The organism is Kitasatospora cinereorecta, assembly GCF_024172095.1.
GTDB lineage: Bacteria > Actinomycetota > Actinomycetes > Streptomycetales > Streptomycetaceae > Kitasatospora > Kitasatospora cinereorecta.
The window spans coordinates 415,511-440,372 of the sequence record NZ_JAMZDX010000007.1 but is presented as its reverse complement, the minus strand read 5'-3'; the positions used below and the strand labels follow the sequence as shown (position 1 = coordinate 440,372).

Sequence of the window (24,862 nt, the reverse complement as noted above, 5' to 3'; positions counted from 1 at the left end):
GGCCGGCGGTCGGTTGCCGGGTGGGGTCACAGGCAGATCCAGCAGTACAGCCGCTCGCCCTCGGCCCGGGCCTGCCGGGCGAGCCGGACCAGGTCCTCGACCAGCGGCCGCAGTTCCTCCCCCGTCGCGCCGTGCCACTCCTCCGCCCGCGCCCACCGCGCCGCGACCGCCGCGATCTCGTGGTCGGGTACGTCGGCGAGGACGTCGCGGACCGCCCCGTCGACCTCCTCCACCCACGGGCCGGTCAGCCACGGGTCGTCCTCCTCGGCGGGGCCGTCCGGGCCGGGCGCGGGGCCGGTCGGCCACACCGTACGCGTCGCCACCAGGTCCACCTGCCAGGGGATCCGCCGGACGGCGGCGACCAGTTGTCCCAGCAGCACGGTCGGATCCACCTGCTTGGCCTCGACCCCCGCGAACCCGGCCCCCGGCCCGCCGAGCGGCGACCCGCCCTCGCTCCGGATCAGCGCCGCCACCACCGACTCGGCGTCGGCCGCCCGGAACCAGTCCGTCAGTACACCCATCCCCGCTCCCTCACTCCGCTCCGTCCACCGCGCCGAGCCCGAACATCCCGAGGCACGACTCCAGACCCTCGATCCCGGCCGCCACCGACCGCCGCAGTGCCCAGTCCTCCCGGCTCAGCCGGAGCCGTCGCACCGTCACCGGCCGACCCCGCGAGAGGGTACGGTCGATCCCGTCCTCCCGGTAGCCGAGCTTCCTGGAGACCGCCATCGACGCGTCGTTGTCGGTGAACGCTCCCGAGACGGCCTCCCGCGCGCCCAGCCCGGCGAACGCCAACTCCAGGACGGCGGCCCGCATCTCGGTGCCGATGCCGCGCCCCTGATGGCGGACGCCGAGCCAGGACGCCGTGGTGGCCTGCCGCAGCTCCGTGAACGACCGGGCGGCGAGGGTCTGCAGGCCGACCACCCGGCCGTCCTCGATCACCGCGAGGTTGAGGACCCAGTCCTCCGGCGTCCAGGTGCCGCGGCGCAGCCAGTGGTGCCGGACCACCGACCGGGCCCGTTCGGCCGGCGGCAGGTCGGTCCACGGGATCAGGAAGGGCATCCGGTCCGGCGGGTGGATGCCCTCGGCGGCCAGGTCCGCGAGCGCGGCCAACTCCTCGTCGCCGGGCAGGCGGAGCTCCAGGCGGGGTGTGGTCAGGCGTAGGCCCAGCAGGGGCCAGTGGTCGATCAGCATGCGGAATTCTCCCGCTGCCCGGCGCCCTTCCTCATCCGAATTTCCACTCACCCGTCCGCCGAGCCGGTGCGGTCAGTCGAACCAGTCCGGGTCGCCGGCCTCGATGAGTGCGGCGAGCAGCGCCCGGTCGTGGAAGGCGTCGCGGAGCAGGCCGCCGAGGCGTCGGAGGGCGTCGGCGTCGCTGCCGTGGGCGACGAAGGTGCCGGCCTCCGGGTCGAAGGCGAGCCGGTCGGCCAGCTCGGGGGCCCGTTCGCGCAGTGCGGAGCGGGCCACGCCCTCCCAGCCGTAGCCGTTGCCGTACTGCCCGCACGCCTCGAACACGTCCTCGACGTCCACCATGTGGTGGTCGCTCAGCATCAGGCAGTACGTCCCCGGCCGGTGGTCGTACTCGAAGAACACCAGCGGCGCGAAGCTCTCACGATCGGTCATGCGCCCGACCGTAGCCGTCGCCACCGACAGCGGCGCGGCTCGGCCGGGCAGGGTGGTTCACCAGCGGTGGTGGACCTGGGTGCGGATGCGCCGGTCGTAGAGGTCGCGGACGGCGTCCAGGGTGGAGTCCGGGAGGGCGGGGAGGTCGCCGGCGCCGGCGTTGGCGCGGGCCTGGGCGGGGGTGCGGGCGCCGGGGATGACGGAGGTGACGCCGGGCTGCTGGACGATCCAGCGCAGGGCGGTCTGGGCGGGGGTGGCGCCGGCGGGGGCGAGTTCGCCGAACTCGGCGGCGGCCTCGACGCCGGTGGCGAAGTCGACGCCGGAGAAGGTCTCGCCCTGGTCGAAGGAGGAGCCGTCGCGGTTGTAGGTGCGGTGGTCGTCGGCGGCGAAGACGGTGTCCTTGGTGTAGCGCCCGGAGAGCAGGCCGGAGGCGAGCGGGACGCGGGCGATGATCCCGACCCCCGCGGCCGACGCGGCGGGCAGCACCCGCTCGAGCGGCTTGAGCCGGAACGGGTTGAGGATGATCTGGACGCTGGCGACGCCGGGCCGGGCGATGGCGGTGAGTGCCTCGTCGCAGGTCTCGACGCTGACCCCGTAGGCGGCGATCTTCTGTTCGGCGACCAGGGTGTCGAGGGCGTCGTAGACCGCGTCGGTGGAGTAGACGGGGGTGGGCGGGCAGTGCAGCTGGACCAGGTCGAGCCGGTCGACACCCAGGTTGCGCAGTGAACGCTCCACCCAGGGGCGGAAGTTGTCCATGACGTAGTTCTCGGGCGCCGGCGGCAGTCGGCGGCCGAGCTTGGTGGCGACGAGGATGTCGGCGTCGCGGCCGGCGGTGTTCAGGTACTGGCCGATGAGCTGTTCGCTGCGGCCGTCGCCGTACACGTCGGCGGTGTCGAAGAAGGTGACGCCGCCGGCGACGGCGGAGTCGAGGACGGTGAGCGCCTCGCCCTCGTCCACCTCGCCCCAGTCGGCGCCGAGCTGCCAGGTGCCCAGTCCCACCACCGAGACGGGTCGGCCGGTGCGACCGAGTACGCGCTGTTCCATCTCCACACCTCTCCGGACGCCGACGGACCGCCGACGGACCGCCGTCGTACGCCACCCTAACCGCGCCTCCGGCCGGCGCCGGGAAACCGCGGCGGACTGCGTCAGGTCGCGCCCGCGCGGCGGGCGATGTTGCGCGCCATGGCGCCGAACACCAGGGTGTGGAAGGGCGCGACCGACCACCAGTAGGCGTGTCCGGCGAGTCCGCGGGGGTGGAACAGGGCCCGCTGCCGGTAGCGGGCGCCGCCGCGGTCCGGTTCGACGGACAGCTCCAGCCAGGCGAGTCCGGGCAGCCGCATCTCGGCGCGCAGCCGCAGCAGCCGTCCGGGGTCGATCTCCTCGACGCGCCAGAAGTCGAGCGAGTCGCCGACCCGCAGCCGAGCGGGGTCGCGCCGCCCGCGCCGCAGGCCGACGCCGCCGGCGAGGCGGTCGAGGAGGCCGCGCAGCGCCCAGGCGAGCGGGAAGGAGTACCAGCCGTTGTCGCCGCCGATGCCTTCGACGACGCGCCACAGGGCGGCGGGCGAGGCGTCGACGGCGAGTTCGCGGACGTCCTGGTAGAGGCTGCCGCCGGCCCAGTCGGGGTCGGTGGGCAGCGGGTCGCTGGGGGCGCCGGGCACGCTGGCGGAGGACCAGCGGGTGGCGACCTGGGCGTCGCGGATCCGGCGCAGGGCGAGGGCGACCGCGTCGTCGAAGCCGATCAGCCCGGCCGGCGGGTCGGGGACGTGGCGGGCGATGTCGTGCTCGGCGCAGACCACCTCGTGGCGCAGCGATTCGACCAGCGGGCGGGCGATCCGGTCGGGGACGGGGGTGACCAGCCCGACCCAGTGGCTGGACAGGCGCGGGGTGAGCACCGGGACCGGGACGATCACCCGCCGGGGCAGTCCGGCGACCCGGGCGTAGCGCTCCATCATCCGCCGGTATGTCAGGATCTCGGGTCCGCCGAGGTCGAAGGTGCGGTTGACGTCGGCGGGCAGGCCGGCCGCACCGACCAGGTAGCGGAGCACGTCGCGGACGGCGATGGGCTGGATCCGGGTGTCGACCCAGCGCGGGGTCACCATGGCGGGGAGCCGTTCGGTGAGGTAGCGGAGCATTTCGAAGGAGGCCGAGCCGGAGCCGATGATGACGGCGGCGCGCAGTTCGGCGGTGGGGACGCCGCTGTCCCGCAGCATCCGGCCGACCTCGGCGCGCGAGCGCAGGTGCGGGGAGAGTTCCGTGGCGGGCACGCCGGCCGGGATCAGCCCGCCGAGGTAGACGATCCGGCGCACGCCGGCCGCGGCGGCGGCCGCGCCGAAGGCCCGGGCGGCCTCCCGGTCGGTGGTCTCGAAGTCCGCCCCGGTGCCGAGGGAGTGGACCAGGTAGTAGGCCACGTCGATGGAGTCGAAGGCCCCGGGCAGGGTGGCGGGCCGGGTGACGTCGCCGGTGGCGGTGGAGACCTCGGCCCGCCAGGGCTGGTCGCGCAGCCGTCCGGGGTCGCGCACCAGGCAGCGCACGGTGTGGCCGGCGGCGAGCAGTTCGGGGACCAGGCGGCCGCCGAGGTAGCCGGTCGCGCCGGTCACCAGGCAGTGCCGTGCGGCGGGTGGGGCGTCCGGCTCCGGCATTGCGGTTCCTCCTCCGGTACCCGGCGTGCCCGGCGCCTCGCGTCGGGCGCCGGTCGGCCGGTCAGTCCAGGCCGCGGGCGCTGCGCAGCCGCTGGGTGAGCGTGTCGGGCGGGATGATCGGGTCGGGGTAGTCGGGGCACCGGTCGCGGTCGGGCAGCTGCCAGGGCCGGTGCACGGCCCGCCCGGGGACGGCGGCCAGTTCGGGCACCCAGCGGCGGACGTACGTGCCGTCGGGGTCGTACCGGTCGGCCTGGAGCAGCGGGTTGAGGACGCGGTTGGGCCGGGTGTCGGTGCCGGTGCCGGCGACCCACTGCCAGTTCAGCTGGTTGTTGGCCACGTCGCCGTCGACCAGCAGGGCGAGGAAGTGCGCGGCGCCGATCCGCCAGTCCAGGTGGAGCGACTTGGCGAGGAAGCAGGCGGTGAGCAGCCGGGCCCGGTTGTGCATCCAGCCCTGGTGGGCGAGTTGGCGCAGGCCCGCGTCGACGATCGGGTAGCCGGTGCGGCCCTGCCGCCAGGCCTCGGCCTCCTTCTCGTCGTGGTGCCACCGGTCGTGGCGGGTGCGGTAGTCGGAGTGGGCGGCCTCCGGCCGGGCGGCGAGCACCTGGTGGTGGAAGTCGCGCCAGGCGAGCTGGCGGACGAACGCCTCCGCGCCGGGGCCGCCGCGCCGTTCGGCGAGGGCGACCAGTTCGTTCGGGGAGAGGCAGCCGAAGTGCAGGTAGGGCGAGAGGTGGGAGGTGGCGTCGGCGGCCAGGTCGTCGTGCAGGTCGGCGTAGCCGTCCACGTCCCAGTGCTGGCGGCGGCTGCGGGCGGCGTGCTCCCCGCCGGGCGGCAGGCCGGGCGACACGCCCCGGGCCGGGGCGGTCGGCAGGGGCTCGCCGGGGACGTCCTCGGGGGTGTGCAGGGCGCGGGGCGCGGGCAGCACGGGTCGGCGGTGGGCCTGCTGCCAGGCCCGGTGGTACGGGGTGAACACCGCGTAGTGGTCGCGCCCGGCGGGGGTCACCCGGCCGGGCGGCTGGACCGTCAGCACGCCGTCGTGGACCTGGAGCCGGTCGCCGAGCGCCGTGCGCAGTCCGTTCTCCCGGCGCTGGGCGAAGGCGGTGACGCCGGCGGCGACGTGGACGGTGGCGGCGCCGAGTTCGGTGGCCAGGCGGGCGGTCTCCTCGGCGGTGTCGCCGCGGCGGACGGTCAGCCGGGAGCCGATCGCGCGCAGCGAGCCGTCCAGGTCGGCGAGGCAGTCGGCGAGGAACGCCAGCCGGTTGGGGGCGGCGAACCCGGCGGCGTCCACCCGCGGGTCCCGGACGAACAGCGGCACCACCCGGTCCGCGGCGTTGCGGGCGGCGTGCAGGACGGGGTGGTCGTGCAGGCGGAGGTCCTGGGTGAACAGGGCGATGGCGACGGTCACGCTCTCACCCTCGCCACCCGGCCCGCCCGCGGCCAGTCGCACCGTTTGCGCACTGTTTACTCCTCCCGGTCAGTACCGCACGGCGACCGGACGGCCCAGCCGGTCCGGCTCGGGCGGGTCGGGCAGGCTCACCGCCCGGCCCTCGAGGTACCGCTGCGCGCTCCAGGCGGCGGCCGCCGCGTCCAGGCAGTCGTCGGGCGGGACGGTGCCCGCCCCGCCGAGGTCGTCCGGCAGCACGATGCCCGCCGCCGCCAGCAGCCGGCGCCGGACCGCCGTCCCGTTCCACGTCTTCTTGCCGGGCCGGACGGTGGCCCCGCCGGCCAGCTCGCGGAACGACAGCTCGGGGTGGACCTCGATCAGCCGCTGCGGCTCGGCCTCCCAGCACGGCCGCGCGTCGCGGACCTTCTCCTTCAGCCCCCACGTCTGCGCGCTCATCCCGCCGCCGCCGAACTGCCGGCTGATCCGGTCGGCCGCGGCCCGGTCGTTGTCGCTCTCCACCCACGCCGCCCGCGGTGGCACCGAGAAGATCCGGCTGCCGTGCGGGCTGAGCAGCGGCCGGGCCAGCGCCTCCGCCTGGCGCCGGCCGGTCTCCAGCAGGCCGAGCGGAATGTCGACCGCGACCACCTCCGCCTCCGGCACGCGTCCGAGCAACTCCGCCAGCGTCCGCTCGAACCACGCCCGCTGGAACCGGCCGTCCACCAGCGCGATCCCGACCCATCCACCGCGGCACCCGTCGACCCCGAGAACCGTCACCCCACCACTCTGCCCCTCCGCTCGACGCAGGCGCCGCAGCGACGCGCGCAGCCGCCGGGAGTCGGTAGGATCAGCGCACTCATGGGGGGCTGCGATGCGAGCATCAGTACGGGACGGCGAGGGGCAGAAGTACGCGCTCACCTCGGACGAGGACGACAGCGACTTCTGGGGCTCCGCTCACGAGGCCGAGGGGCTCTTCACACCTCTGCCGCACGAGGACGGCGCACGCCGCGTGCACCTCGAAGGGTGCCTCCCGCAGGGCGGCCTGCTGAAGAGCGTCGGTCATGTCGGCCGTCGTCGCGCCATGGCCGGGAACGCCTCGCTCGCCCTTCTCGACGGCGAGGGTGCCACCATGGGGTCCTACTTCGTCAACGAGCTCACCGTCGTCGACGTCGAACCCTCCATCCGCGGAACCGGCCTCGTCGACCTCACGGTGACCCTGTGGTGCGACAACGCCCTGCCCGGAGCGGAACGAGCCTGGGACCTGGTCCGTACGGGCCACCTGAACCGCACCGGCATGTGGCACGACCTCACGCCCGAGGACAGACGCGCGTGGCTGTCGGTGGCGCTGTGGTCCCGGGAGTACCAACGTCGGGGAAGGCCCGATGCCCCGGCGGGCCAGGTGTTCGCCCTGGACGGCCGGCACGTCGTCGACAGGGACAGCTTCTACTGTGCGATCGGTGAAGCCGTCAACGGCCCCGGCGGATACTTCGGCTGGAACCTCGACGCGCTGGACGACTGTCTCTTCGGTGGCTGGGGCGCCACTGCCCCCTTCACTCTGCTCTGGAACTCCTCGGCGGAGGCTCGGGCACGCTTGGTGGAGCGCCTTCCCGTCGGCGATCGCGAGGTCGCGCTGTTCGACCTGCTCCTGGAGATCTTCGAGGAACGGGGCGTGAGCGTCGTCCTCCAGTGACAGCCGGTCCCCGGGCCCGCGTCCAGTCGGGGGTCGACGCCACATGGGAGCGTGCGGGATCATCGCTGTGGAGGTGGACGGTGATCCCGCAGTCGTTCCCGGGCAGGTACGTCGATGAGCACGGCGCTGAGCCGGTCACGTGGCGGTTCGAGCCGTCGGCCGGAAGGCCGGTGCCGGGCTTCGGGATTCACTGCACTGTGCGTGGCGTTGCCGTCTGCGGCAACGACTTCGACAGCCTGGAACCGGTTGATGTGCTCGCCGCCGTCGAGGCCGGTCTCTCACGCGACTCCCACGGCGCCTTGACCGCTTGCGTCCTCACGGGTGATCTTCCCTGCACGGTGGCAGGACCCACGGGCGACCAGCCGTGCGAGATCCGGTTCACTCTGGACCTGTGCGAGGGCGAACGGGTGCGGACCGAACCGATCCTTCGGCTGTCCATCGACCTTGACGGGCAGACCTTCGCGGTGGCGGACGACTGGTTCGAGGACGGCCTGCTCCGACTGGCAACCGCGCTCCCGGACGGCTTCAGCCTCCGAAGCTGCGTCACGTGTCTCTTCTCCGACTACTCGCCGGCCGGCCACAGCCTGCTGGGAATCCGCTGCCATCGCGATGCCGGGGCTCGGTACCTGGCGGTGAACAGCAAGGCCGACTACTGGCCGGTACCGGTGACGGAGGAGGTACCGGAGACCTACCTGTGTCGAGAGTTCGAGCCCCGCGCACCCGGAACCGGATACCGGAGTTGATGCTCCGAAGCTCTGTGTCCCGGCTCGGACCCGCACGGCGTCATCCGGCCCGGCGAGGTTGATCGCGCTGCCACCGCCGGGAGTTCGTCGGCCCACGACGCACAGGGGCGGACGCCCCGAGCGGGGACAACAGTCCCCACCCGGGAAAGCTCGGCCGCCCCGCGATCGCGGTCGGTGCCACCGTGCCGGGCAGTGCCCGTCCGGTCAGCGCAGGCGGCGCAGCGACGCGCGCAGCCGCCGGGCGTCGCGCAGGCGCTGCTCGTACCCGGCGCCGAGGGCCAGCAGCAGCAGTCCGGCGGCGGCCAGCGGCAGCCAGCGCGGCAGCAGGCCGAGCACCTGGACGACGGTGGGCGCGAGTTCGTGGCCCGCCGTGAGCAGCAGCGCCCCGCCGCCGAGCAGCACCGGCGCGCCGAGCCGCAGCCGCACGCCCGCCACGGTCGCGGCCAGCGCCGCCGTGCCGAGCAGCAGCGGCCGCAGCCAGTGTCCGTCCGCCCACAGCGCCAGGACGCTGGGCACCAGGGCCAGCGACAGGCCGGTGCCGTACGTCGACCAGGACGCGGCCTGCGGGTCGCGCCGGTGGCGCAGGTGGCCGACCACCAGGGCGGCCGCGGCCAGCGGCAGGGTGTACGCCTCGGGGGTGTGCACCTGCCAGAGGGCCAGCCGGACCCACGAGGAGGCGAGCAGCAGGGCGGTGGCCGCGATCCCGGCGGGCCGGCGACGGCCTGGGCGCAGCGCCACCCCGAGCGCCGCGACGCCCGCGACCGCCAGCGCGAAGGCGAGCGGGCCCGGCTGAGCGGCGGTCAGCAGCAGCGCGACCGCGCCGAGCAGGTAGCCGCTGAACTCGACGGCTGCCGAGGCGTCGATCGCCGGGCCCGTCCCGGGTGCCGACCGGCGGGCGGTCAGGGCCGCCGCCGGGGCGCTCGCGACGGCCACGCCGAGCAGGGCGAGCATGGTGGACGGCCAGGTGAGCCCGGCCGTGGTGCCGACCGCGACCGCGTCCGCGCCGAGCGCCACCACCGACAGGCCGGCGACCGGCCCGAGCAGCGGGACGCGCCACGCGAGCAGCGCGGCGAGCACCGCGCAGACGGCCAGCGCGCCGATCGTCGCCGCGCGGTCGGCCGACGCCCACAGCAGGCCGAGCGCGGCGCCGAGCACCGCCACGGCCGCCGCGCCGGGCCGCCAGGTCCCCAGCGCCAGTGCGGCCGCCGCGAGCGACGCCAGCAGCAGGGGCACGGCGACGGCGACGCCGTACGGCAGGCCGAGGGTGATCGGCAGGACGGCGAGCAGCAGGGCGCCGGTGGTGGCGGTGGCGGTCTCCAGGACGGCGGCGGGGACGGGGGTGACCCGCAGGACGGTCACGGCGGCGAGGGCGGCCACGGCGAGGGCCAGGCCGGTCGGGGCGGCGGCGGGGAGGAGCCACGGCCAGCCGCTGTCCGGCCGCGGGCCGGTCCAGGCGGCGGGCGCGTGCGCCACCGGCTCCAGGACGGCGCGCAGGACCTCGGGCAGCGCGGCGCAGGTGGTCAGCGCCAGCAGGGCCGCGGCGGCGTGGAACGCGCCCTGCTGGGTCGGGCCGTCCGCACCGCGGCGCAGCCGGAGGGCGGTGAGGGCGAACAGCACGGCGGCGGGGAGGCCGTACGCGAGTGCGGTCCACTCCTCGGCCGCCGCGTGCCGCAGCACCCCGCCGGCCGCGAGGACCAGCGCGGTGCCCGAACCGGCCGCCGCCACCCGCTGCGCGGCGTCCGACAGTCCCTCGTAGCGGGTCGCGAGGACCCAGCCGAGCGCGGCCAGCATCCCGAGCGGGCCGAACGCCCACCCGGCCGCGGCCGCCGTCCCGGCGGCCACCGATCCAGCCACGGCCAGTCCGGCGCCGATCAGCGCCCACACCATCGCGACCGCCACGCCCAGCGGCCACAGCACCACACCACTCGCGGGCTGCCGGGCCGGCGCACCGCCAACGCCGGTGTCGGCGCCGAACAGACCGGCCAGCCGTCCCGCGCCGTCGGCGCGCCGGGCGGCGTGCAGCAGGACGCAGTCCAGGGCCACGCCGCCCACCACCACGGCCGCGTACGCCTGCACCTGCTCGACGCCGGCCGCGCGCAGGGCGAGCAGGGCGGGAAGCCGGGTGAGCAGGAAGCCGGTGGCGAGCGGGAAGCGCAGTCGCAGGGCCGCTCCGTACCCGAGGGAGCCCGCCGCGACCAGGGCGGTGACGGCGGCCCAGTAGCCGTGGTCGCCGATCGAGGTGGCGAGGCCGCCGAAGTCGGCGGCGCGGGCGGCGAAGGCGTCCAGCAGGACCAGGCCGAGGCCGACCGCCGCGGAGGCCTCGGCGGTTGCGGTGAGCCCGCGTCCGCGCAGCGGCCCGGGCAGGGCGAGGGCGCAGGCGGTGAGCGCGAGCAGGACGGCGGTGCGGCCGCCGATGCCCAGGTAGCCCCAGCTGACCACGGTGAACACCAGGGCGGCCAGGCTGACCAGCAGCCCGCCGAGGACCAGCAGCACGGTCTGCGCCGATCGTCCCGACACCTCCGGCGCCCGTCCGGCCCCGACCGGAGCGGGCCCGGCCGGCATGACCGACCACACCGGAGCAGCGCCCGCCGCCCCGTCCCGGCGCGCCCGCAGCCCGGCGAGCAGCCCGTCGCGCTGGTGGACCAGCACCACGCGGTGCTGGTCCAGGGCGCGGAGGGCGGTCTCGACCTGCCAGAGTGCGGCGGCGTCGGGTCCGGTGAGCGGGAGCCGGCAGCGGGCGCAGGCGAGCTGCTGCGGTCCGGGGCCGAGGGGGCTGCCGCAGTCGGGGCAGGCCGGGATCGGGGTGGTCATGCGGAGAGTGTGGCGGCCGGGGGCACCGGCGTACATGAGTACGCCTACTCAACTGCGGCCGGGAACGCGGCCGGGAACACCGCTCAGCTGCCGGCCGGTCCGGTCCAGTCGGCGGCGACGTGGCCGAGGCGGACCCGCTGGGGGTGGTCGCCGACGTCCACCGAGGCGGTCCTGCGGCCGGTGGCGAAGTCGATGGCGGTGACCCGGTCGGCGCCGCTCTCGGAGATGATGCAGGACTTGCCGTCGCCACTGACGGTGGCCCAGTACGGCTTGACGGCGGGGACCAGCGGCCCTTCCTGGAGGGTGGCCCGGTCGACGACGGTGGCGTAGTCGTCCATGGTGCCGGCGACGCAGAGCTTGTCGCCGGCGGGGCTCATCGACAGGCCGTGGTGGCGCGAGTCGTTGACCCAGGTGGTGCGGTCCTCGCTGGTGGCGGGGTTCTTGGGCAGGGTCTTGACCCGGGTGACCTTGTCGGCGGCGACGTCGTACTCGACGAAGCCGTTGAAGAAGGAGACCTGGAAGTAGAGGGTCGAGCCGTCGGGGGTGAAGGCGGCGGGCCGCACCGCGTTGGAGAGGTCGCTGCGGCCGGCGGCGTCGAGGCGGCTGCGCATGTCGATGGTCCTGACGGTGGCGAAGGTGTCGGCGTCCACCACGGTGATGTGCCGGTCGCCCTTGGTCCAGTCGAGCCAGGGGGCGTCGAGCGCGGTGGTGACCTCGCCGATGGACATGTTCCAGATCCGCTTGCCGCCGTCGGTGAACAGGTTCTCGTGCGGCTTGTCGCCGGTGGCGAAGGAGCCGAGCGGCCGGCCGGTGCGGATGTCGAGGACGTGGACGGTGTTCGCGGTGGAGGCGGAGACCGCGATCCGGGTGCCGTCCGGTGAGACGGCCATGTGGTCGGAACGGTAACCGGCCACGGGGAAGCGCCAGTTGATCCGGCCGCTGGCCAGGTCGATGGAGACCACGTCGGCGAAGCTCGGGCGGGAGACGACCACGGCGCTGCCGTCCGGCGTGGAGTACATGTCGTCGACGAACTGGTCGTGGCCCTCGCCCGGGCCGAGCCGCACGCCGAGGAAGTACGCCAGCTTGACCGGGTTGAGGTAGATCTCGGCCAGCCGCAGGTCCTTGTCGGGAATGACGTTGATCCGGCCGATCCTGGCGAGGTCGCCGCCGGAGCGGATGACGTCGGCGGTGCCGTCCCAGTTGTTGCCGACGAACATCACCTCCCGCAGCCCGCCGCCGGCGGCCGGGACGCCGGCGGCGGCGCCCCCGGCGGTGGTGCAGAGGACCAGGGCGGCGGCGAGACCGCCGAGTACGCGGAGCCGTGACGTGCGGGACGGCGACATGGCCACTCCTTCGCGGGGCACACGAGTCTGAAACGACGGATTGTCAGATTGGCGCTACCCGACGGTAGGGAGGATCCGCGAGCCCTGACAAGACCCCGGTACGCGACAATCGGGGCGGCGGGGCATCGGCGTACCGGGATCCCGCGGTCTCGACGGGAGGGGCGGCAGCGGTGAGGCAGGCCACGGGCACGTACGGCGGCCGGACGGCGCAGGAGCGGCGGGACGAGCGGCGCGAGCGCTTCCTGGCGGCCGCGCTGGACCTCTTCGGCGACCGCCCCGGCTACCGGGCGTCCTCGGTGGCGGCGCTGTGCGAGGCGGCCGGGTTGTCGACCCGTCAGTTCTACGAGGAGTTCCGCAACCTGGAGGACGTGCTCGCCCGGCTGCACCTGCGGGTCAACGACCTGGCCGAGCAGGCGGTGCTGCGGGCGCTTCCGGCCGCCGAGGGCCTGCCGTTCGAGCGGCGGATCGCGGCCGTGCTGCGGGCGTACGTCACGGCGGCCACCGAGGACCCGCGCCGGCTGCGCATCGCCTTCGTCGAGATCGTCGGCGTCAGCCCGGAGTTGGAGGAGCAGCGGCTGGTCCGCCGCTCCCGCTGGGTGGACCTGATCGCGGCCGAGGCCGACGCGGCGGCCGGACGCGGGGAGGCGGCGGAGCGCGACTACCAGATCGCGGCGACGGCGTTCATCGGCGCGGTCAACGGGCTGCTGCACGACTGGGTGGCGGGCCGGGTGGCGGCCGGGCTGGACGAGGTGGTCGCGGAGCTGGCCGGGTTCATGATCGGGGCCGCCCGGCCGAGGCGGCGGGGCGGCCCGTGATCCGGCCGGTCGGGCGCGATCAGGTCAGGGGCGATCAGTCAGGCGCGATCAGGTCAGGTCGAGCACCAGCTTGCCGGTGTTCTCGCCGCGGAAGAGCATCCCGAGGGTGGCCGGGAAGTCGTCCACGCCGCCCTTGACCACGTGCTCCAGCACCTTGATCCGGCCCTCGGCGATCCAGCCGGCGATCTCCCGGGCGGCCTCGCCGTAGCGGGCGGAGTAGTCGAAGACCACGAAGCCCTCCATCCGTGCCCGCCGCACCAGCAGGCTCAGGTAGTTGGCCGGACCGTGCACCGCGGTCTCGTTGTTGTACTGGCTGATCGCGCCGCAGATCACCACCCGGGCGCGCATCGCCAGCCGGCCGAGCGCCGCCTCGAGGATCTCGCCGCCGACGTTGTCGAAGTAGACGTCGATGCCGTCGGGGGCGTGGGTGCGCAGCGCCTTGCGCACGTCCTCGGCGCGGTAGTCGATCGCCGCGTCGAAGCCCAGCTCGTCGGTGAGCACGGCGCACTTGTCGGGGCCGCCCGCGATGCCGATCACCCGGCAGCCCTTGATCTTCGCGATCTGGCCGACCAGGCTGCCGACCGCGCCGGCCGCGCCGGAGACGACCACCGTCTCACCCTCCTTCAGGGCGCCGACATCCAGCAGGCCGAAGTAGGCGGTCATGCCGGGCATGCCGAGCGCGCCGAGGTAGGTGGACAGCGGGGCCCGCGAGGGGTCGACCTTGAGGGTGCCGCGGCCGTCGGAGATCACGTACTCCTGGACGCCGAAGGTGCCGACCACGTGGTCGCCGGGCCGGAACCCCGGGTGGTCGGACTCGGTCACCTCGATCACCGAGCCGGCCCGCATGACCTCGCCGAGGCCGACCGGCGGCAGGTAGGAGGGGCGGTCGTCGAGCCAGCCGCGCATCGCCGGGTCGAGCGAGATGTACCGGGTGCGGCCCGCGAACCGGCCCTCGCCGGGTGCCTCGGCAGGCTCGGTGACGTGCGCCCAGTCCTCGGGCTGGAGCTCGCCGACCGGGCGGCGGGCGAGGCGGATCTGGCGGTTGGTTCCCGACATGGCGTCTCCGTACGACGTGGGCGGCCCTGATGTCCCGCAGTCTAAGCAAGCGCTTAGTCATCTGGCCAGTGCGGTGTCCGTGACCGCGACCGGCAGCACTGAATCGCCAGGGGTCGGCCCTTGCCGGTACGGTCTGCGCAGCGATCACGCCGGGGAGGGCTGGGGGATGGAAGCATTGGGGCCGGAGGATCCGCAGCGGGTGGGCGAGTACCGCCTGCTGCGACGGCTGGGCGCGGGCGGCATGGGCGAGGTCTACCTCGGCCGCAGCCCGGGCGGCCGGACGGTCGCGGTCAAGCTGGTCCGCGGCGAGTACGCGGCCGACCGCGAGTTCCGCACCCGCTTCCGGCAGGAGGTGGCGGCCGCCCGCCAGGTCGGCGGCCAGTGGACCGCGCCGGTGCTGGACGCCGACACCGAGGGCGCGCACCCGTGGGTCGCCACCGGCTACGTGGCCGGCCCGCCGCTCGGCGAGGCGGTCCGCGAGTTCGGGCCGCTGCCGCTGCCGGTGGTCCGGGCCCTCGGCGGGGGTCTGGCCGAGACGCTGGAGCACGTCCACGGCATGGGCCTGGTGCACCGGGACATCAAGCCGTCCAACATCCTGCTGGCCCTGGACGGCCCGCGCCTGATCGACTTCGGCATCGCCCGCGCGCTCGACGCCACCACCGCCCTGACCCGGTCCGGGTACGTGGTCGGCTCCCCCGGCTACATGTCGCCCGAACAGGCCCAGGGCCGCCCAGCAGGACCGGCCGGGGACGTCTTCGCCCTCGGCGCGGTGCTCGCGTACGCCGCCACCGGCATCGCGCCCTTCGGCGAGGGGGTCAGCGCCGCCGTCCTGCTCTACCGCGTCCTGCACGAGCCGCCGGAGCTCGGCGGACTCGACGGCGAACTGCGCGCCGTCATCCTCGACTGCCTCGCCAAGCAACCCGAGGACCGGCCCGTCCCGGCCGAGCTGCGCCGCCGCCTGAGCGCGGGGCCGGCCGCCGGCACCGTCCGGCTCGGCCGGCGCGGCTGGCTGCCCTCGGCGGTCTCCGAGTCGGTCGCCCGGCTCGCCGTCGAGCTGCTCGGCCTGGACGCGGAGGACACGCAGCCGCCCGCCGACGCCGCCCCGGCCGACGCCGACGGCCGCACCCCGACCGCGCCGAACACCCTGCCCCCGTCCGAAGTCCCCGCTGTCCGGACCGACGCCGACCCGGGCGAACCGTCCACGGGCGAGGGCCCGGTCACCGCGGAGGTGACCCCCGGCGGCGGGCGCCGGCGCGTCCTGGTACCGGTCCTCGCGGGAGCGGTCGTGCTCGCCGCCGCCGGCGGCACGGCGCTGTGGCTCGGCCACGGCTCCAGCACGGCCGACCGCTCCGCCCGGCACCCGGAGGCCGCCCCCGCCACGTCCGCCTCCCCCTCCCCCTCGGCCTCCCCGTCGCCCAGCCCCTCGCCGACCCCGGAGAGCCTGGTGCCCACCGCGCTGCTCGGCGTCTGGCAGGGCGAGGTGCAGCAGAAGGGCGACCACCCCAAGGGCGTCTACCGGATCCAGATCACCCCCGGGAAGCAGGGCGACACGGTCGGCCGCTCCAGCAGCGCCTTCGCGGAGTACGACCTCTCCTGCGGCTCCATCGACCTGCTGGTCTCCGCCACCGCCGACACCCTGGTGCTCTCCGAGACCACCACCTCCGCCACCGCCGGCTGCCACCCCGACGTCGGTGTGGGCGTCACCCTCAAGCTCACCCCGGAGGGCAAGCTCCTCGCCGTCCAGGACGGGTTCGAGGACGCGCTGCTCGGCCGCCAGGGCTGAGCGGGATCGGTACCGTAGGGGGCGTGGAACTCGCCGACCTCGCCCGCCTGCGCCGGGCCCGGGACACCATCGACCGCGACTACGCCCAGCCGCTGGACGTCCCGGCCCTGGCCCGGGTCGCCCTGATGTCCTCGGGCCACTTCTCGCGCAGCTTCCGCGCCGCGTACGGGGAGACGCCGTACAACTACCTCATGACCCGCCGGATCGAACGGGCCAAGGCACTGCTGCGGCGCGGCGACCTGACGGTGACCGAGGTCTGCATGGAGGTCGGCTGTACCTCGCTCGGCTCGTTCAGCTCCCGCTTCACCGAGCTGGTCGGCGAGAGTCCGAGCGCGTACCGGGCCCGCGACCACGAGCCCGGCGCACCCATCCCGGCCTGCATCGCCAAGATCCGTACCAGGCCGGTCAGAAACGGAGAAGCGAACTCCCCGGCCGGTCCGTAGCGTGGCGGCATGGACATCAAGCTTTCGCAGTGCTTCATCGCCGTCGACGACCACGACAAGGCGCTCGCCTTCTACCGCGACGTGCTCGGCCTCGAGGTCCGCAACGACGTCGGGTTCGAGAACATGCGCTGGGTGACGGTCGGTTCGCCGACCCAGCCGGACGTCGAGATCGTCCTCGAACCCCCGCTCGCCGACCCCCACGCCAGCGCCGCCGACCGCCAGGCCGCCGCCGAACTCCTCGCCAAGGGCCAGCTGCGCGGCGTCATCTTCCGCACCGACGACTGCGACGCCACCTTCGAACGCATCCGCTCCGCCGGCGCCGAGGTCCTCCAGGAGCCGATGGACCAGCCCTACGGCGTCCGCGACTGCGCCTTCCGCGACCCGTCCGGCAACATGCTCCGCTTCAACCAGCCCCGCACCCGCTGAGACCGCAGCCGAGGCCGTCCGGGCGGTGGACGCCGAGGCTGCCGTAGCGCGAGAGGACGGCGGCCGGGTCGCCGGGCGCGTGCCGCAGGGTGGCGTCCAGGAAGGCGAGCGTGGTCGCGGCCACGACGCGCGGGCTCCCGGCGCGGCCCAGCGAGCCGACGAGCGAGGGCACCGGCGGCAGGTACAGGGGGCCGTCCATGAAGGTGAGGTGGGCGGCCCCGGCGACGGTGAGCCGGTAGGTCGTCGCGGTGTCGCCGGCGAGGGCCTCGGCGAGGCGGGGCAGGTAGCGCGGATCGGTGCTCGGGGTGACGGCCTGGGTGAGCGCGAGCACCGGCTGGTGGAGGGCCGGCGAGGCCGGGCCGTGCGGGTAGCCGTCCAGGTCGATGACGGCGGCGAACCTGGAGTCCTGCCGGGCGGCCTGCAGGGCGGCGGCACCGCCCAGGGAGTGGCCGGTCACCGCGACCCGGCCGGTGTTCAGGCGTCCGGTCAGCGGGTCGGCGATCCCGCCCCGGTCCAAGCCCTCCAACTGGGTGAGGACGAAGCCGAGGTCGGCGGCCCGGACGGCCGTCCAGCCGGCCGCCGGCTCCTCGTCCGCGTCCCGGTCGCCGGTGGAGGCGGTCGCGGCGCGGATCGTCCGGCCGTCGTCGAGGACGACGGCGGCGGAGTCGTACGGGTGGTCGAGGGCGGCCACCAGGTAGCCGTGGCTGGCCAGTTCCTCCGCCCAGGCGGTGTTCTGGGTGCGGACCCCGCCCGACCCGGGAGAGAACAGCACGACCGGGAACCGTTCGTCCCCGCCGGCCACCGGGGCGTTGAAGACCGCATGGGTACGGGCCCGCGGGACGCCGTCGACCAGGAATCCGGGCAGGCCGGCGCCGCGGGCGAGGGCCTCGGAGACGGTGCGCGCCTCCTGCTCCGTGCGTCCGAGGTACTGGGCCCGCCGCGCGCCCGCGGGGCCCTGCTGCGCGGGGTACCAGAGCTGGACCACGACCGTGCGCCGGTCGTCCGGATCGGCGGTGAAGGTCTCGGGGCGGTGCGGGTCGGTCCACTGCACCACCCGGGTGCCGACCGCGAAGTCGCCCGACGGCTCGGGGAAGACGGGTACCGGAAAGGCCCAGGCAGCCACCGGCCCCGCGGCGACCAGGCCGAGGCAGGCCGCCGACCCCGGCAGCGCCAGCCACCACCGGGCCCGCCGCGCCGGCCGGCCGGGACGCCTGAGATGCAATCGCAGCAGCGGGGAGAGGGCGAACGGCAGCGCGGCGGCGGCGCCCGCCAATACCGGCAGCAGCTGCCAGCGGATCCCCACCGCACTCAGCACGATCACGGACAGGGCGAGGGCCGCCCCCGCCACGATCGTCACGCGCGGGCGGGCGGAAGGGGGAAGCCAGCGCGCCACCACCAGCGCGACGGCACTCAGCACGGCAAGGAACTCCGGAGGGGACATCGACGGCCCCGCAATGATCTCGGTCACCCGGCCATCCTCGGCGCGGCGCACCCGGCACCACATCGATCCCCGGTCTCCCCCGCCTGCGACCCCGGTCGCACGCGAACCCGCCGGGCGGACGGCCGCGCTGCGACCGCAGGAGGTACCCGGGCTCCTCCTGCGGTCGTAGCCCGGTGTCGTGCCGTCAGACACCGGGCTGATGTGCGCTACCGCCCCACGGCCTAGCGTGACAGGAACACCGGGGAGCACCGGGCGCGGAGACAGGGACATGGTGATGACCGAGGCGGCCGCAGGGCCCAACAGGGCCCACCCGGTACGCCACCGGGTCCGCGTGCGGGACGCGTTGGCGCCGGCGCTGCTCCTGCTCCATGTCACGGCCACGAGTGCGCCGCGGGAGCTCCCGGTGGCCGCGGCCCTCACCGCCGTCCTCGCGCTGCCCCTGCTGTGGCGGCACCGGGCCCCGCGCACGGTGTTCGGCGTCGTGGCCGCCGCTGCCTTCGTCCAGTGGCTGGCGGACGTCCAACTGCCGGCGGACGTCGCCCTGTTGATGGCCCTGTACACGGTGGCCGCGCACTCCGGCCGACGCTTCACGCTCCTCGCCGCCGCCGTCGTGGAGGGCGGCGCCCTGCTGGCCTGCCTGCGCTGGGCGGCGGACGGGGCGTTCCTGGCCCCCTTCGTCGCACTCACCGCGGCGGTCGTCGCCGCCGCTGCCCTGGGCACCAACGCCCGGACCTCGCGCGCCTGCCTCGCGGCTCTGGAGGAACGGGCCGCGCACCAGGAACGGCAGCAGCTCCAGCAGGCGCGGCTGGCCGTCGCCGAGGAGCGGACCCGCATCGCCCGGGAGATGCACGACATCGTCACGCACAACCTGTCCGTCATGGTCGCGCTCACCGACGCCGCCGTCCACGCCCAGCACCGGTCGCCCGACCGGGCCACCACCGCGATGCTCCGGGTCTCCGAGACCGGCCGGCAGGCCCTGACCGACATGCGGCGCTCGCTCGGCATCCTGCGGACCGACGAACCGGACGCGGAGCGCCACCCGCTTCCCGGCATCCCCCAACTGCAGGACCTGGCCGACCGGATGCGCGCCGCCGGGCTGCCGACCCGCATCGACGTCCGGGGCGACCACACCCACCTGCCCGCCACCGCCCAACTGACCGTCCACCGCCTGGTGCAGGAAGCCTTGACCAACACCCTCAAACACGCCCCCGCCGGCACCCGCGCCGAGGTCCTGATCCGGTGCTCGACCGGGGCCGTCACCGTGGACGTCACCGACAGCGGCCCCTGCCCGCCACCTCCCGGCGCCGCCCGGTCCGGCCGGTCCACCCGGTCCGGCCAGGGCATCCCCGGCATGCGCGAGCGCGCGGCCGCCTACGGGGGTACGCTGCGGGCCGGACCGCTCCCGGGCGGCGGCTGGGGAGTCCACGCCCGCCTCCTCCTCGACAGCGCCGGAGCGGCGTCCGCATGACGATCCGCATCCTGATCGCCGACGACGAGGCACTGCTCCGGATGGCCTTCGTCACGATCCTGGAGGCCCAGCCCGACATGACCCCGGTCGGCGAGGCCGGGGACGGCGCCGAGGCCGTACGCCTCGCCCGGGAGCTGCGCCCCGACGTCGTCCTCATGGACGTCCGGATGCCCGGGACGGACGGGATCGAGGCGACCCGGCAGGTCACCCGGGTCTCCCCGCGGAGCAGGGTGCTGATCCTCACCACCTTCGACCTGGACGAGTACGCCTTCGCCGGACTCGGCGCCGGAGCCTCGGGCTTCCTGCTGAAGAACACCAGGCCCGAGGAGTTCCTCACCGCGATCCGCAGCGTGGCCGCGGGCGACGCGGCGCTCTCCCCGCGGATCACACGCCGCCTGCTGGAGAACGTCCGCCCGCACCTGCCCGAAGGCGGCGCCACCGTCCACGACGAGCGGCTGAGCCGGCTCAGCGCCCGCGAGCGCGACGTCCTCGTCAAGGTGGGCTGCGGCCTGTCCAACGCCGAGATCGCGGCGGCCCTGTTCCTCGCCGAGGCGACCGTGAAGTCCCATCTGGGGCGGATCCTGCACAAGCTCGGACTCCGCGACCGGATCCAGGCTGTGGTCTTCGCGTACGAGAGCCGCCTCGTCCACCCGGCCTGACACCGTTGCACGGTCTCCGACCCGGACGGCCGTCAGCCCAGCCCGCGTGCGCGGTACTTGCCGGCGGTCAGCACCTGCGGCGTGACCGGCCGCGCGATCCAGCGACGGAGCGCGAAGCAGCCGAGGACCGGCGCCACCGGCAGGGAGAGGAGCCACAACCCGACGGTGGCCGGCGAGTGGACGACCGGGCCCCAGCTCTCCGGGATCAGCGGCACCGGCAGGAGAAACAGGCCGGTCAGCAGCAGCCAGGTCGCCACCACCACGCCGACCGCTCGTGCAGCGGCAGCCAGGCGGCCCATGGTCCCTCCCCCGACGACCACCCCGCGTGGTTCGTGCACGGCCGCCATCATGGCAGGCCGCGTCCGCGGACCGCTGCGCGGGGTCCGCCGGTCGGGTCGCCGGGCGGCGGGCGAGAATGGACGGGTGGATCACCAGTCACCCGTGAGTTCCCTGACCGCGACTCAGGTCGACGCGTACCTGACGCGGATCGGCGTCGGCCGGCCGGAGCGGCCGGACGCCGCCTCGCTCGCCGTGCTGCAGGAGGCGCACCTGCGCGCCGTCCCGTTCGAGAACCTCGCCATCCACCTGGGCGAGCCGATCGTGCTGGAGCCGGCCGCGCTGCTGGACAAGCTGGTGGCCCGACGGCGCGGCGGCTTCTGCTACGAGCTCAACGGCGCGTTCGCCGAGCTGCTGCGGGCCCTCGGCTTCCGGGTGGAGCTACTCGGCGCCCGGGTGTTCGGGGACGGGCGGCTCGGGCCGCCGTTCGACCACCTGGCGCTGCGGGTGGACCTGGCCGAGCCGTGGCTGGTGGACGTCGGCTTCGGCCGGTTCAGCCACCGTCCGCTGCGCCTGGACGTGCGCGACGGGCAGCAGGACCCGGGCGGCGTCTTCACGGTGACCGCCCACGGCCCGGACCTGGACGTGGCGATGGACGGCAGCCCGCAGTACCGGCTCGACCCGCGCCCGTACGAGCTGGCCGACTTCGTGCCCACCTGCTGGTGGCAGGCGACCTCGCCGGCCTCGCACTTCACCCGTTCCACCACCTGCTCCCGTCTCACCGACGACGGCGGCCGGATCACCCTGAGCGGCAGCCGGCTGATCCGCACCTCGGCGGGAGGCGAGCGGGAGGAGCGGGTGCTCACCGACGCCGAGTCCCTGGCCGCGTACCGCGCGCACTTCGGGGTCGAGCTGGACCGTCTCCCGCGTCCCGCAGACGGGTGACGGCCGGGAATACCGTTCGCCGGGCCCCCGGTTGTCCCGGCGGTCCGCACCACGATCGTCAAGGAGACCGTATCGCCATGAAGATCCTCGTCATCGGGGCCGGCGCGACCGGAGGCTTTTTCGGTGCCCGGCTCGCCCAGGCCGGACGCGACGTCACCTTCCTGGTCCGGCCCGCCCGCGCCCGGATACTGCACGAGCGCGGCCTGCGGCTGACCGGGCTGGGCGAGGACGAGGTGGTCGAGCCCGCGCTGGTCACCGCGGGCGACCTGGACTCCCCGTACGACCTGGTGCTGGTCACGGTGAAGGCCGACGCGCTGCCGGCGGCCCTCGCCGACGCGGCGCCGGCGGTCGGCCCGGAGACCACCGTGGTGCCGTTCCTCAACGGCATGGCCCACCTCGATCTGCTGAACGAGCGGTTCGGCGCCGGGGCGGTGCTCGGCGGCGTGGTGAAGGTGCTGACCACGCTCGACGGGCGCGGCGACATCCGGCGGCTCGGCGCGCTGGCCCGGATGGAGATCGGCGAGCAGGACGGCCGCCCGACCGAGCGGCTGCTCGCCGTGGAGCGGGCGCTCGGCGGCGCCGGGTTCGATCTGACCGTCGACTCGGACATCGTCGCGGCGATGTGGCACAAGTGGGTGTTCATCAGCACCCTGGCGGCCCTGACCTCGCTGCTGCGCGGCTCGGTCGGCGAGATCGTCGCCGTGCCGGGCGGCGAGCGGGTCGGTCCGGCCCTGCTGGCCGAGGCCGCCGCCGTGGCGCAGGCCGCCGGCCACCCCGTCCCGGGCGCCCAGCTGGCGGCCACCACCGCCTTCGTCACCGCCCGCGGCTCGGACGCCACCGCCTCCCTCTACCGCGACCTGGCGGCCGGCCTGCCCACCGAGGTCGAGCACATCCTCGGCGACCTCACCGCGCGGGCCCGCGCCCTCGGTGTCGCCACCCCGCTGCTCGACCTGGCCACCCTCGCGCTGCGGATCCACCAGGTGCGGATCCACCGGGACCGCCTGGGCTGAGCCCGCGCCCCGACGGGGACGGCCCCGCGACCCGTCGGGTGACGGGTCGCGGGGCCGTTCGGCTGCGGCTGTCAGGGTCAGCCGAGGGTGGCGATGGCCTCGTTGAGGGTCGCGGACGGGCGCATCACGGCCGCGGCCTTGGCCGGGTCGGGCTGGTAGTAGCCGCCCAGCTCGACCGGCGAGCCCTGGACCGCGATCAGCTCGGCGACGATGGTCTGCTCCTGCTCGGTCAGCGTCTTGGCCAGGGCCTGGAACGCCTCCGCGAGCTGCGCGTCGTCGGTCTGCTTGGCCAGCTCCTGGGCCCAGTACATGGCCAGGTAGAAGTGGCTGCCGCGGTTGTCGATGCCGCCGAGGCGGCGGCTCGGCGACTTGTCCTCGTTGAGGAAGGTGCCGGTGGCGCGGTCCAGGGTGTCGGCGAGGACCTTGGCACGGGCGTTGCCGGTGGTGGTGGCGAAGTGCTCGAAGCTGGCGGCCAGGGCGAAGAACTCGCCGAGGCTGTCCCAGCGCAGGTAGTTCTCCTTGACCAGCTGCTGGACGTGCTTCGGGGCGGAGCCGCCGGCGCCGGTCTCGAACAGGCCGCCGCCGTTCATCAGCGGGACGACCGAGAGCATCTTGGCGCTGGTGCCCAGCTCCAGGATCGGGAACAGGTCGGTCAGGTAGTCGCGCAGGACGTTGCCGGTGACCGAGATGGTGTCCTCGCCGCGGCGGATGCGCTCCAGGGAGAAGGCGGTGGCCTTGACCGGGGAGAGGATCTCGATCTGCAGGCCCGAGGTGTCGTGCTGCGGCAGGTACTCCTTGACCTTGGCGATCAGGACGGCGTCGTGGGCGCGGTCCTCGTCCAGCCAGAACACGGCCGGGCTGCCGGTGGCGCGGGCGCGGCTGACGGCCAGCTTGACCCAGTCCTGGATCGGCGCGTCCTTGGTCTGGCAGGCGCGGAAGATGTCGCCGGCCTGGACGACCTGCTCGAGGACGGTCTCGCCGCCGGCGTCGACCAGGCGGACGGTACCGGCCGCGGCGATCTCGAAGGTCTTGTCGTGCGAGCCGTACTCCTCGGCGGCCTGGGCCATCAGGCCGACGTTCGGCACCGAGCCCATGGTGGCCGGGTCGAAGGCGCCGTGGGCGCGGCAGTCGTCGACGACGGTCTGGTAGACGCCCGCGTAGCTGCTGTCCGGCAGGACGGCGAGGGTGTCGGCCTCCTGGCCGTCCGGGCCCCACATGTGGCCGGAGGTGCGGATCATGGCCGGCATCGAGGCGTCGACGATGACGTCGCTCGGCACGTGCAGGTTGGTGATGCCCTTGTCGGAGTCGACCATGGCCAGGGCCGGGCCGTCGGCGATCTCGGCGTCGAAGGAGGCCTTGATGGCGTCGCCCTCGGGAAGCGCCTCGATGCCCTTGAGGATGACGCCGAGGCCGTCGTTGGGGCTGAGGCCGGCGGCGGCCAGGGTCTCGCCGTACGCGGCGAAGGTCTTCGGGAAGAAGGCCCGGACCACGTGGCCGAAGACGATCGGGTCGGAGACCTTCATCATGGTGGCCTTGAGGTGGACCGAGAACAGCACGCCCTCGGCCTTGGCGCGGGCGACCTGGGCGGCCAGGAAGTCGCGCAGCGCGGCGACCCGCATCACGGAGGCGTCGACGACCTCGCCGGCCTGGACCGGGACGGTCTCGCGCAGCACGGTGACGGTGCCGTCCTGGGCGACGTGCTCGATGCGCAGCGCGCCGGCCTCGCCGATGACGGTGGACTTCTCGGTGGAGCGGAAGTCGTTGACGCCCATGGTGGCGACGTTGGTCTTGGAGTCGGCCGACCAGGCGCCCATCCGGTGCGGGTGGGTCTTGGCGTAGTTCTTGACCGACAGCGGGGCGCGGCGGTCGGAGTTGCCCTCGCGCAGGACCGGGTTGACGGCGCTGCCCTTGACCTTGTCGTAGCGGGCGCGGGTGTCGCGCTCCTCGTCGGTCTTCGGGTCGTCCGGGTAGTCCGGGAGGGCGTAGCCCTGGGCCTGCAGCTCGGCGATGGCGGCCTTGAGCTGCGGGATGGAGGCCGAGATGTTCGGCAGCTTGATGATGTTGGCGCCCGGGGTCTTGGCGAGCTCGCCGAGTTCGGAGAGGGCGTCGGCGATGCGCTGGCCCTCCTCCAGACGCTCGGGGAAGCTCGCGATGATGCGCCCGGCCAGGGAGATGTCGCGGGTCTCCACGCTGACGCCCGCCGTGGCCGCGTAGGCCTGGACCACCGGCAGGAACGAATACGTCGCCAGGGCCGGGGCCTCGTCGGTGTGGGTGTAGATGATGGTCGAGTCTGTCACCGGTACTCCGCTTCCA

The 24,862-nt window shown here is 74.8% G+C and carries 23 protein-coding genes; 10 read left to right on the top strand and 13 right to left on the bottom strand.

Annotated elements, in window-relative coordinates; genetic code table 11:
• Positions 1 to 26: 26 nt before the first annotated feature.
• From FHR36_RS34770 to FHR36_RS34740, 7 genes are all read right to left on the bottom strand, one after another.
• Positions 27 to 521 (bottom strand): hypothetical protein, encoded by a 495-nt coding sequence (locus FHR36_RS34770; RefSeq protein ID WP_253803931.1) that lies wholly within the window; start codon positions 519 to 521, stop codon positions 27 to 29.
• A 10-nt stretch (positions 522 to 531) separates the two neighbouring features.
• A complete protein-coding gene (locus FHR36_RS34765) occupies positions 532 to 1,194 on the bottom strand; it encodes a GNAT family N-acetyltransferase (RefSeq protein ID WP_253803930.1) in 663 nt (220 codons plus the stop codon).
• 72 nt (positions 1,195 to 1,266) lie between these two features.
• The gene (locus FHR36_RS34760) at positions 1,267 to 1,623 is read right to left on the bottom strand and encodes an immunity 51 family protein (RefSeq protein WP_253803929.1); all 357 of its coding nucleotides are present in this window, start codon (positions 1,621 to 1,623) and stop codon (positions 1,267 to 1,269) included.
• A 57-nt stretch (positions 1,624 to 1,680) separates the two neighbouring features.
• Positions 1,681 to 2,667 carry an aldo/keto reductase gene (locus FHR36_RS34755; RefSeq protein WP_253803927.1) on the bottom strand — a complete coding sequence of 329 codons (987 nt, stop codon included), beginning with the start codon at positions 2,665 to 2,667 and terminating at the stop codon, positions 1,681 to 1,683.
• Between the two features lie 101 nt (positions 2,668 to 2,768).
• The gene (locus FHR36_RS34750) at positions 2,769 to 4,262 is read right to left on the bottom strand and encodes an SDR family oxidoreductase (protein WP_253803926.1); all 1,494 of its coding nucleotides are present in this window, start codon (positions 4,260 to 4,262) and stop codon (positions 2,769 to 2,771) included.
• A gap of 61 nt (positions 4,263 to 4,323) precedes the next feature.
• Positions 4,324 to 5,664: a cryptochrome/photolyase family protein gene (locus tag FHR36_RS34745; RefSeq protein ID WP_253803924.1), complete on the bottom strand. Its 1,341-nt coding sequence runs from the start codon at positions 5,662 to 5,664 to the stop codon at positions 4,324 to 4,326.
• Positions 5,665 to 5,733: 69 nt separating this feature from the next.
• A complete protein-coding gene (locus FHR36_RS34740; protein WP_253803922.1) occupies positions 5,734 to 6,417 on the bottom strand; it encodes a DUF429 domain-containing protein in 684 nt (227 codons plus the stop codon).
• Positions 6,418 to 6,511: 94 nt separating this feature from the next.
• On the opposite strand from FHR36_RS34740, the gene FHR36_RS34735 reads away from it, so the two are divergent.
• Complete coding sequence (locus FHR36_RS34735) at positions 6,512 to 7,330, top strand: barstar family protein (RefSeq protein ID WP_253803920.1); 819 nt, start codon at positions 6,512 to 6,514, stop codon at positions 7,328 to 7,330.
• A gap of 80 nt (positions 7,331 to 7,410) precedes the next feature.
• Entirely contained in the window at positions 7,411 to 8,073 is a 663-nt protein-coding gene (locus FHR36_RS34730; RefSeq protein ID WP_253803919.1) for a DUF6304 family protein, read from the top strand.
• Between the two features lie 204 nt (positions 8,074 to 8,277).
• On the opposite strand, the gene FHR36_RS34725 is transcribed toward FHR36_RS34730, so the two are convergent.
• Both FHR36_RS34725 and FHR36_RS34720 read right to left on the bottom strand, forming a co-directional pair.
• Entirely contained in the window at positions 8,278 to 10,884 is a 2,607-nt protein-coding gene (locus FHR36_RS34725) for an SCO7613 C-terminal domain-containing membrane protein (RefSeq protein ID WP_253804163.1), read from the bottom strand.
• An 83-nt stretch (positions 10,885 to 10,967) separates the two neighbouring features.
• The gene (locus FHR36_RS34720) at positions 10,968 to 12,227 is read right to left on the bottom strand and encodes a YncE family protein (protein ID WP_253803918.1); all 1,260 of its coding nucleotides are present in this window, start codon (positions 12,225 to 12,227) and stop codon (positions 10,968 to 10,970) included.
• A 170-nt stretch (positions 12,228 to 12,397) separates the two neighbouring features.
• Between FHR36_RS34720 and FHR36_RS34715 the strand changes: the two genes are divergently transcribed.
• Complete coding sequence (locus FHR36_RS34715) at positions 12,398 to 13,042, top strand: TetR/AcrR family transcriptional regulator (protein WP_253803916.1); 645 nt, start codon at positions 12,398 to 12,400, stop codon at positions 13,040 to 13,042.
• 48 nt (positions 13,043 to 13,090) lie between these two features.
• Here the strand turns inward: FHR36_RS34715 and FHR36_RS34710 are convergent, their stop codons facing one another.
• Positions 13,091 to 14,098, bottom strand: coding sequence for an NADP-dependent oxidoreductase (locus FHR36_RS34710; RefSeq protein WP_253803914.1), 1,008 nt, complete (start codon positions 14,096 to 14,098; stop codon positions 13,091 to 13,093).
• A gap of 166 nt (positions 14,099 to 14,264) precedes the next feature.
• Here FHR36_RS34710 and FHR36_RS34705 point away from each other — a divergent pair, with 166 nt between their 5' ends.
• Genes FHR36_RS34705 through FHR36_RS34695 form a run of 3 tightly spaced genes read left to right on the top strand, consistent with a single transcriptional unit; the run spans position 14,265 to position 16,750 of the window.
• Complete coding sequence (locus tag FHR36_RS34705; protein ID WP_253803912.1) at positions 14,265 to 15,881, top strand: serine/threonine-protein kinase; 1,617 nt, start codon at positions 14,265 to 14,267, stop codon at positions 15,879 to 15,881.
• 23 nt (positions 15,882 to 15,904) lie between these two features.
• Positions 15,905 to 16,324: a helix-turn-helix transcriptional regulator gene (locus FHR36_RS34700; RefSeq protein WP_253803910.1), complete on the top strand. Its 420-nt coding sequence runs from the start codon at positions 15,905 to 15,907 to the stop codon at positions 16,322 to 16,324.
• Positions 16,325 to 16,333: 9 nt separating this feature from the next.
• Positions 16,334 to 16,750: a VOC family protein gene (locus tag FHR36_RS34695; RefSeq protein WP_253803909.1), complete on the top strand. Its 417-nt coding sequence runs from the start codon at positions 16,334 to 16,336 to the stop codon at positions 16,748 to 16,750.
• Here FHR36_RS34695 and FHR36_RS34690 read toward each other — a convergent pair.
• The gene (locus FHR36_RS34690; RefSeq protein WP_253803908.1) at positions 16,728 to 18,254 is read right to left on the bottom strand and encodes an alpha/beta hydrolase family protein; all 1,527 of its coding nucleotides are present in this window, start codon (positions 18,252 to 18,254) and stop codon (positions 16,728 to 16,730) included. The genes FHR36_RS34695 and FHR36_RS34690 overlap by 23 nt on opposite strands.
• Before the next feature lie 211 nt (positions 18,255 to 18,465).
• On the opposite strand from FHR36_RS34690, the gene FHR36_RS34685 reads away from it, so the two are divergent.
• Together FHR36_RS34685 and FHR36_RS34680 are read left to right on the top strand one after the other, a co-directional pair.
• The gene (locus tag FHR36_RS34685; RefSeq protein ID WP_253804147.1) at positions 18,466 to 19,659 is read left to right on the top strand and encodes a sensor histidine kinase; all 1,194 of its coding nucleotides are present in this window, start codon (positions 18,466 to 18,468) and stop codon (positions 19,657 to 19,659) included.
• Positions 19,656 to 20,318, top strand: coding sequence for a response regulator (locus tag FHR36_RS34680; protein WP_253803907.1), 663 nt, complete (start codon positions 19,656 to 19,658; stop codon positions 20,316 to 20,318). Before FHR36_RS34685 ends, FHR36_RS34680 begins: the two co-directional genes overlap by 4 nt.
• Positions 20,319 to 20,350: 32 nt before the next feature.
• Here FHR36_RS34680 and FHR36_RS34675 read toward each other — a convergent pair whose 3' ends face one another.
• Entirely contained in the window at positions 20,351 to 20,656 is a 306-nt protein-coding gene (locus FHR36_RS34675; RefSeq protein ID WP_253803906.1) for a hypothetical protein, read from the bottom strand.
• Positions 20,657 to 20,768: 112 nt separating this feature from the next.
• On the opposite strand from FHR36_RS34675, the gene FHR36_RS34670 reads away from it, so the two are divergent.
• A complete protein-coding gene (locus FHR36_RS34670) occupies positions 20,769 to 21,539 on the top strand; it encodes an arylamine N-acetyltransferase family protein (protein WP_301331118.1) in 771 nt (256 codons plus the stop codon).
• A gap of 77 nt (positions 21,540 to 21,616) precedes the next feature.
• Positions 21,617 to 22,549, top strand: coding sequence for a ketopantoate reductase family protein (locus FHR36_RS34665; RefSeq protein ID WP_253803903.1), 933 nt, complete (start codon positions 21,617 to 21,619; stop codon positions 22,547 to 22,549).
• A 77-nt stretch (positions 22,550 to 22,626) separates the two neighbouring features.
• Here the strand turns inward: FHR36_RS34665 and FHR36_RS34660 are convergent, their stop codons facing one another.
• Positions 22,627 to 24,846: an NADP-dependent isocitrate dehydrogenase gene (locus tag FHR36_RS34660; protein ID WP_253803901.1), complete on the bottom strand. Its 2,220-nt coding sequence runs from the start codon at positions 24,844 to 24,846 to the stop codon at positions 22,627 to 22,629.
• Between the last annotated feature and the right edge of the window lie 16 nt (positions 24,847 to 24,862).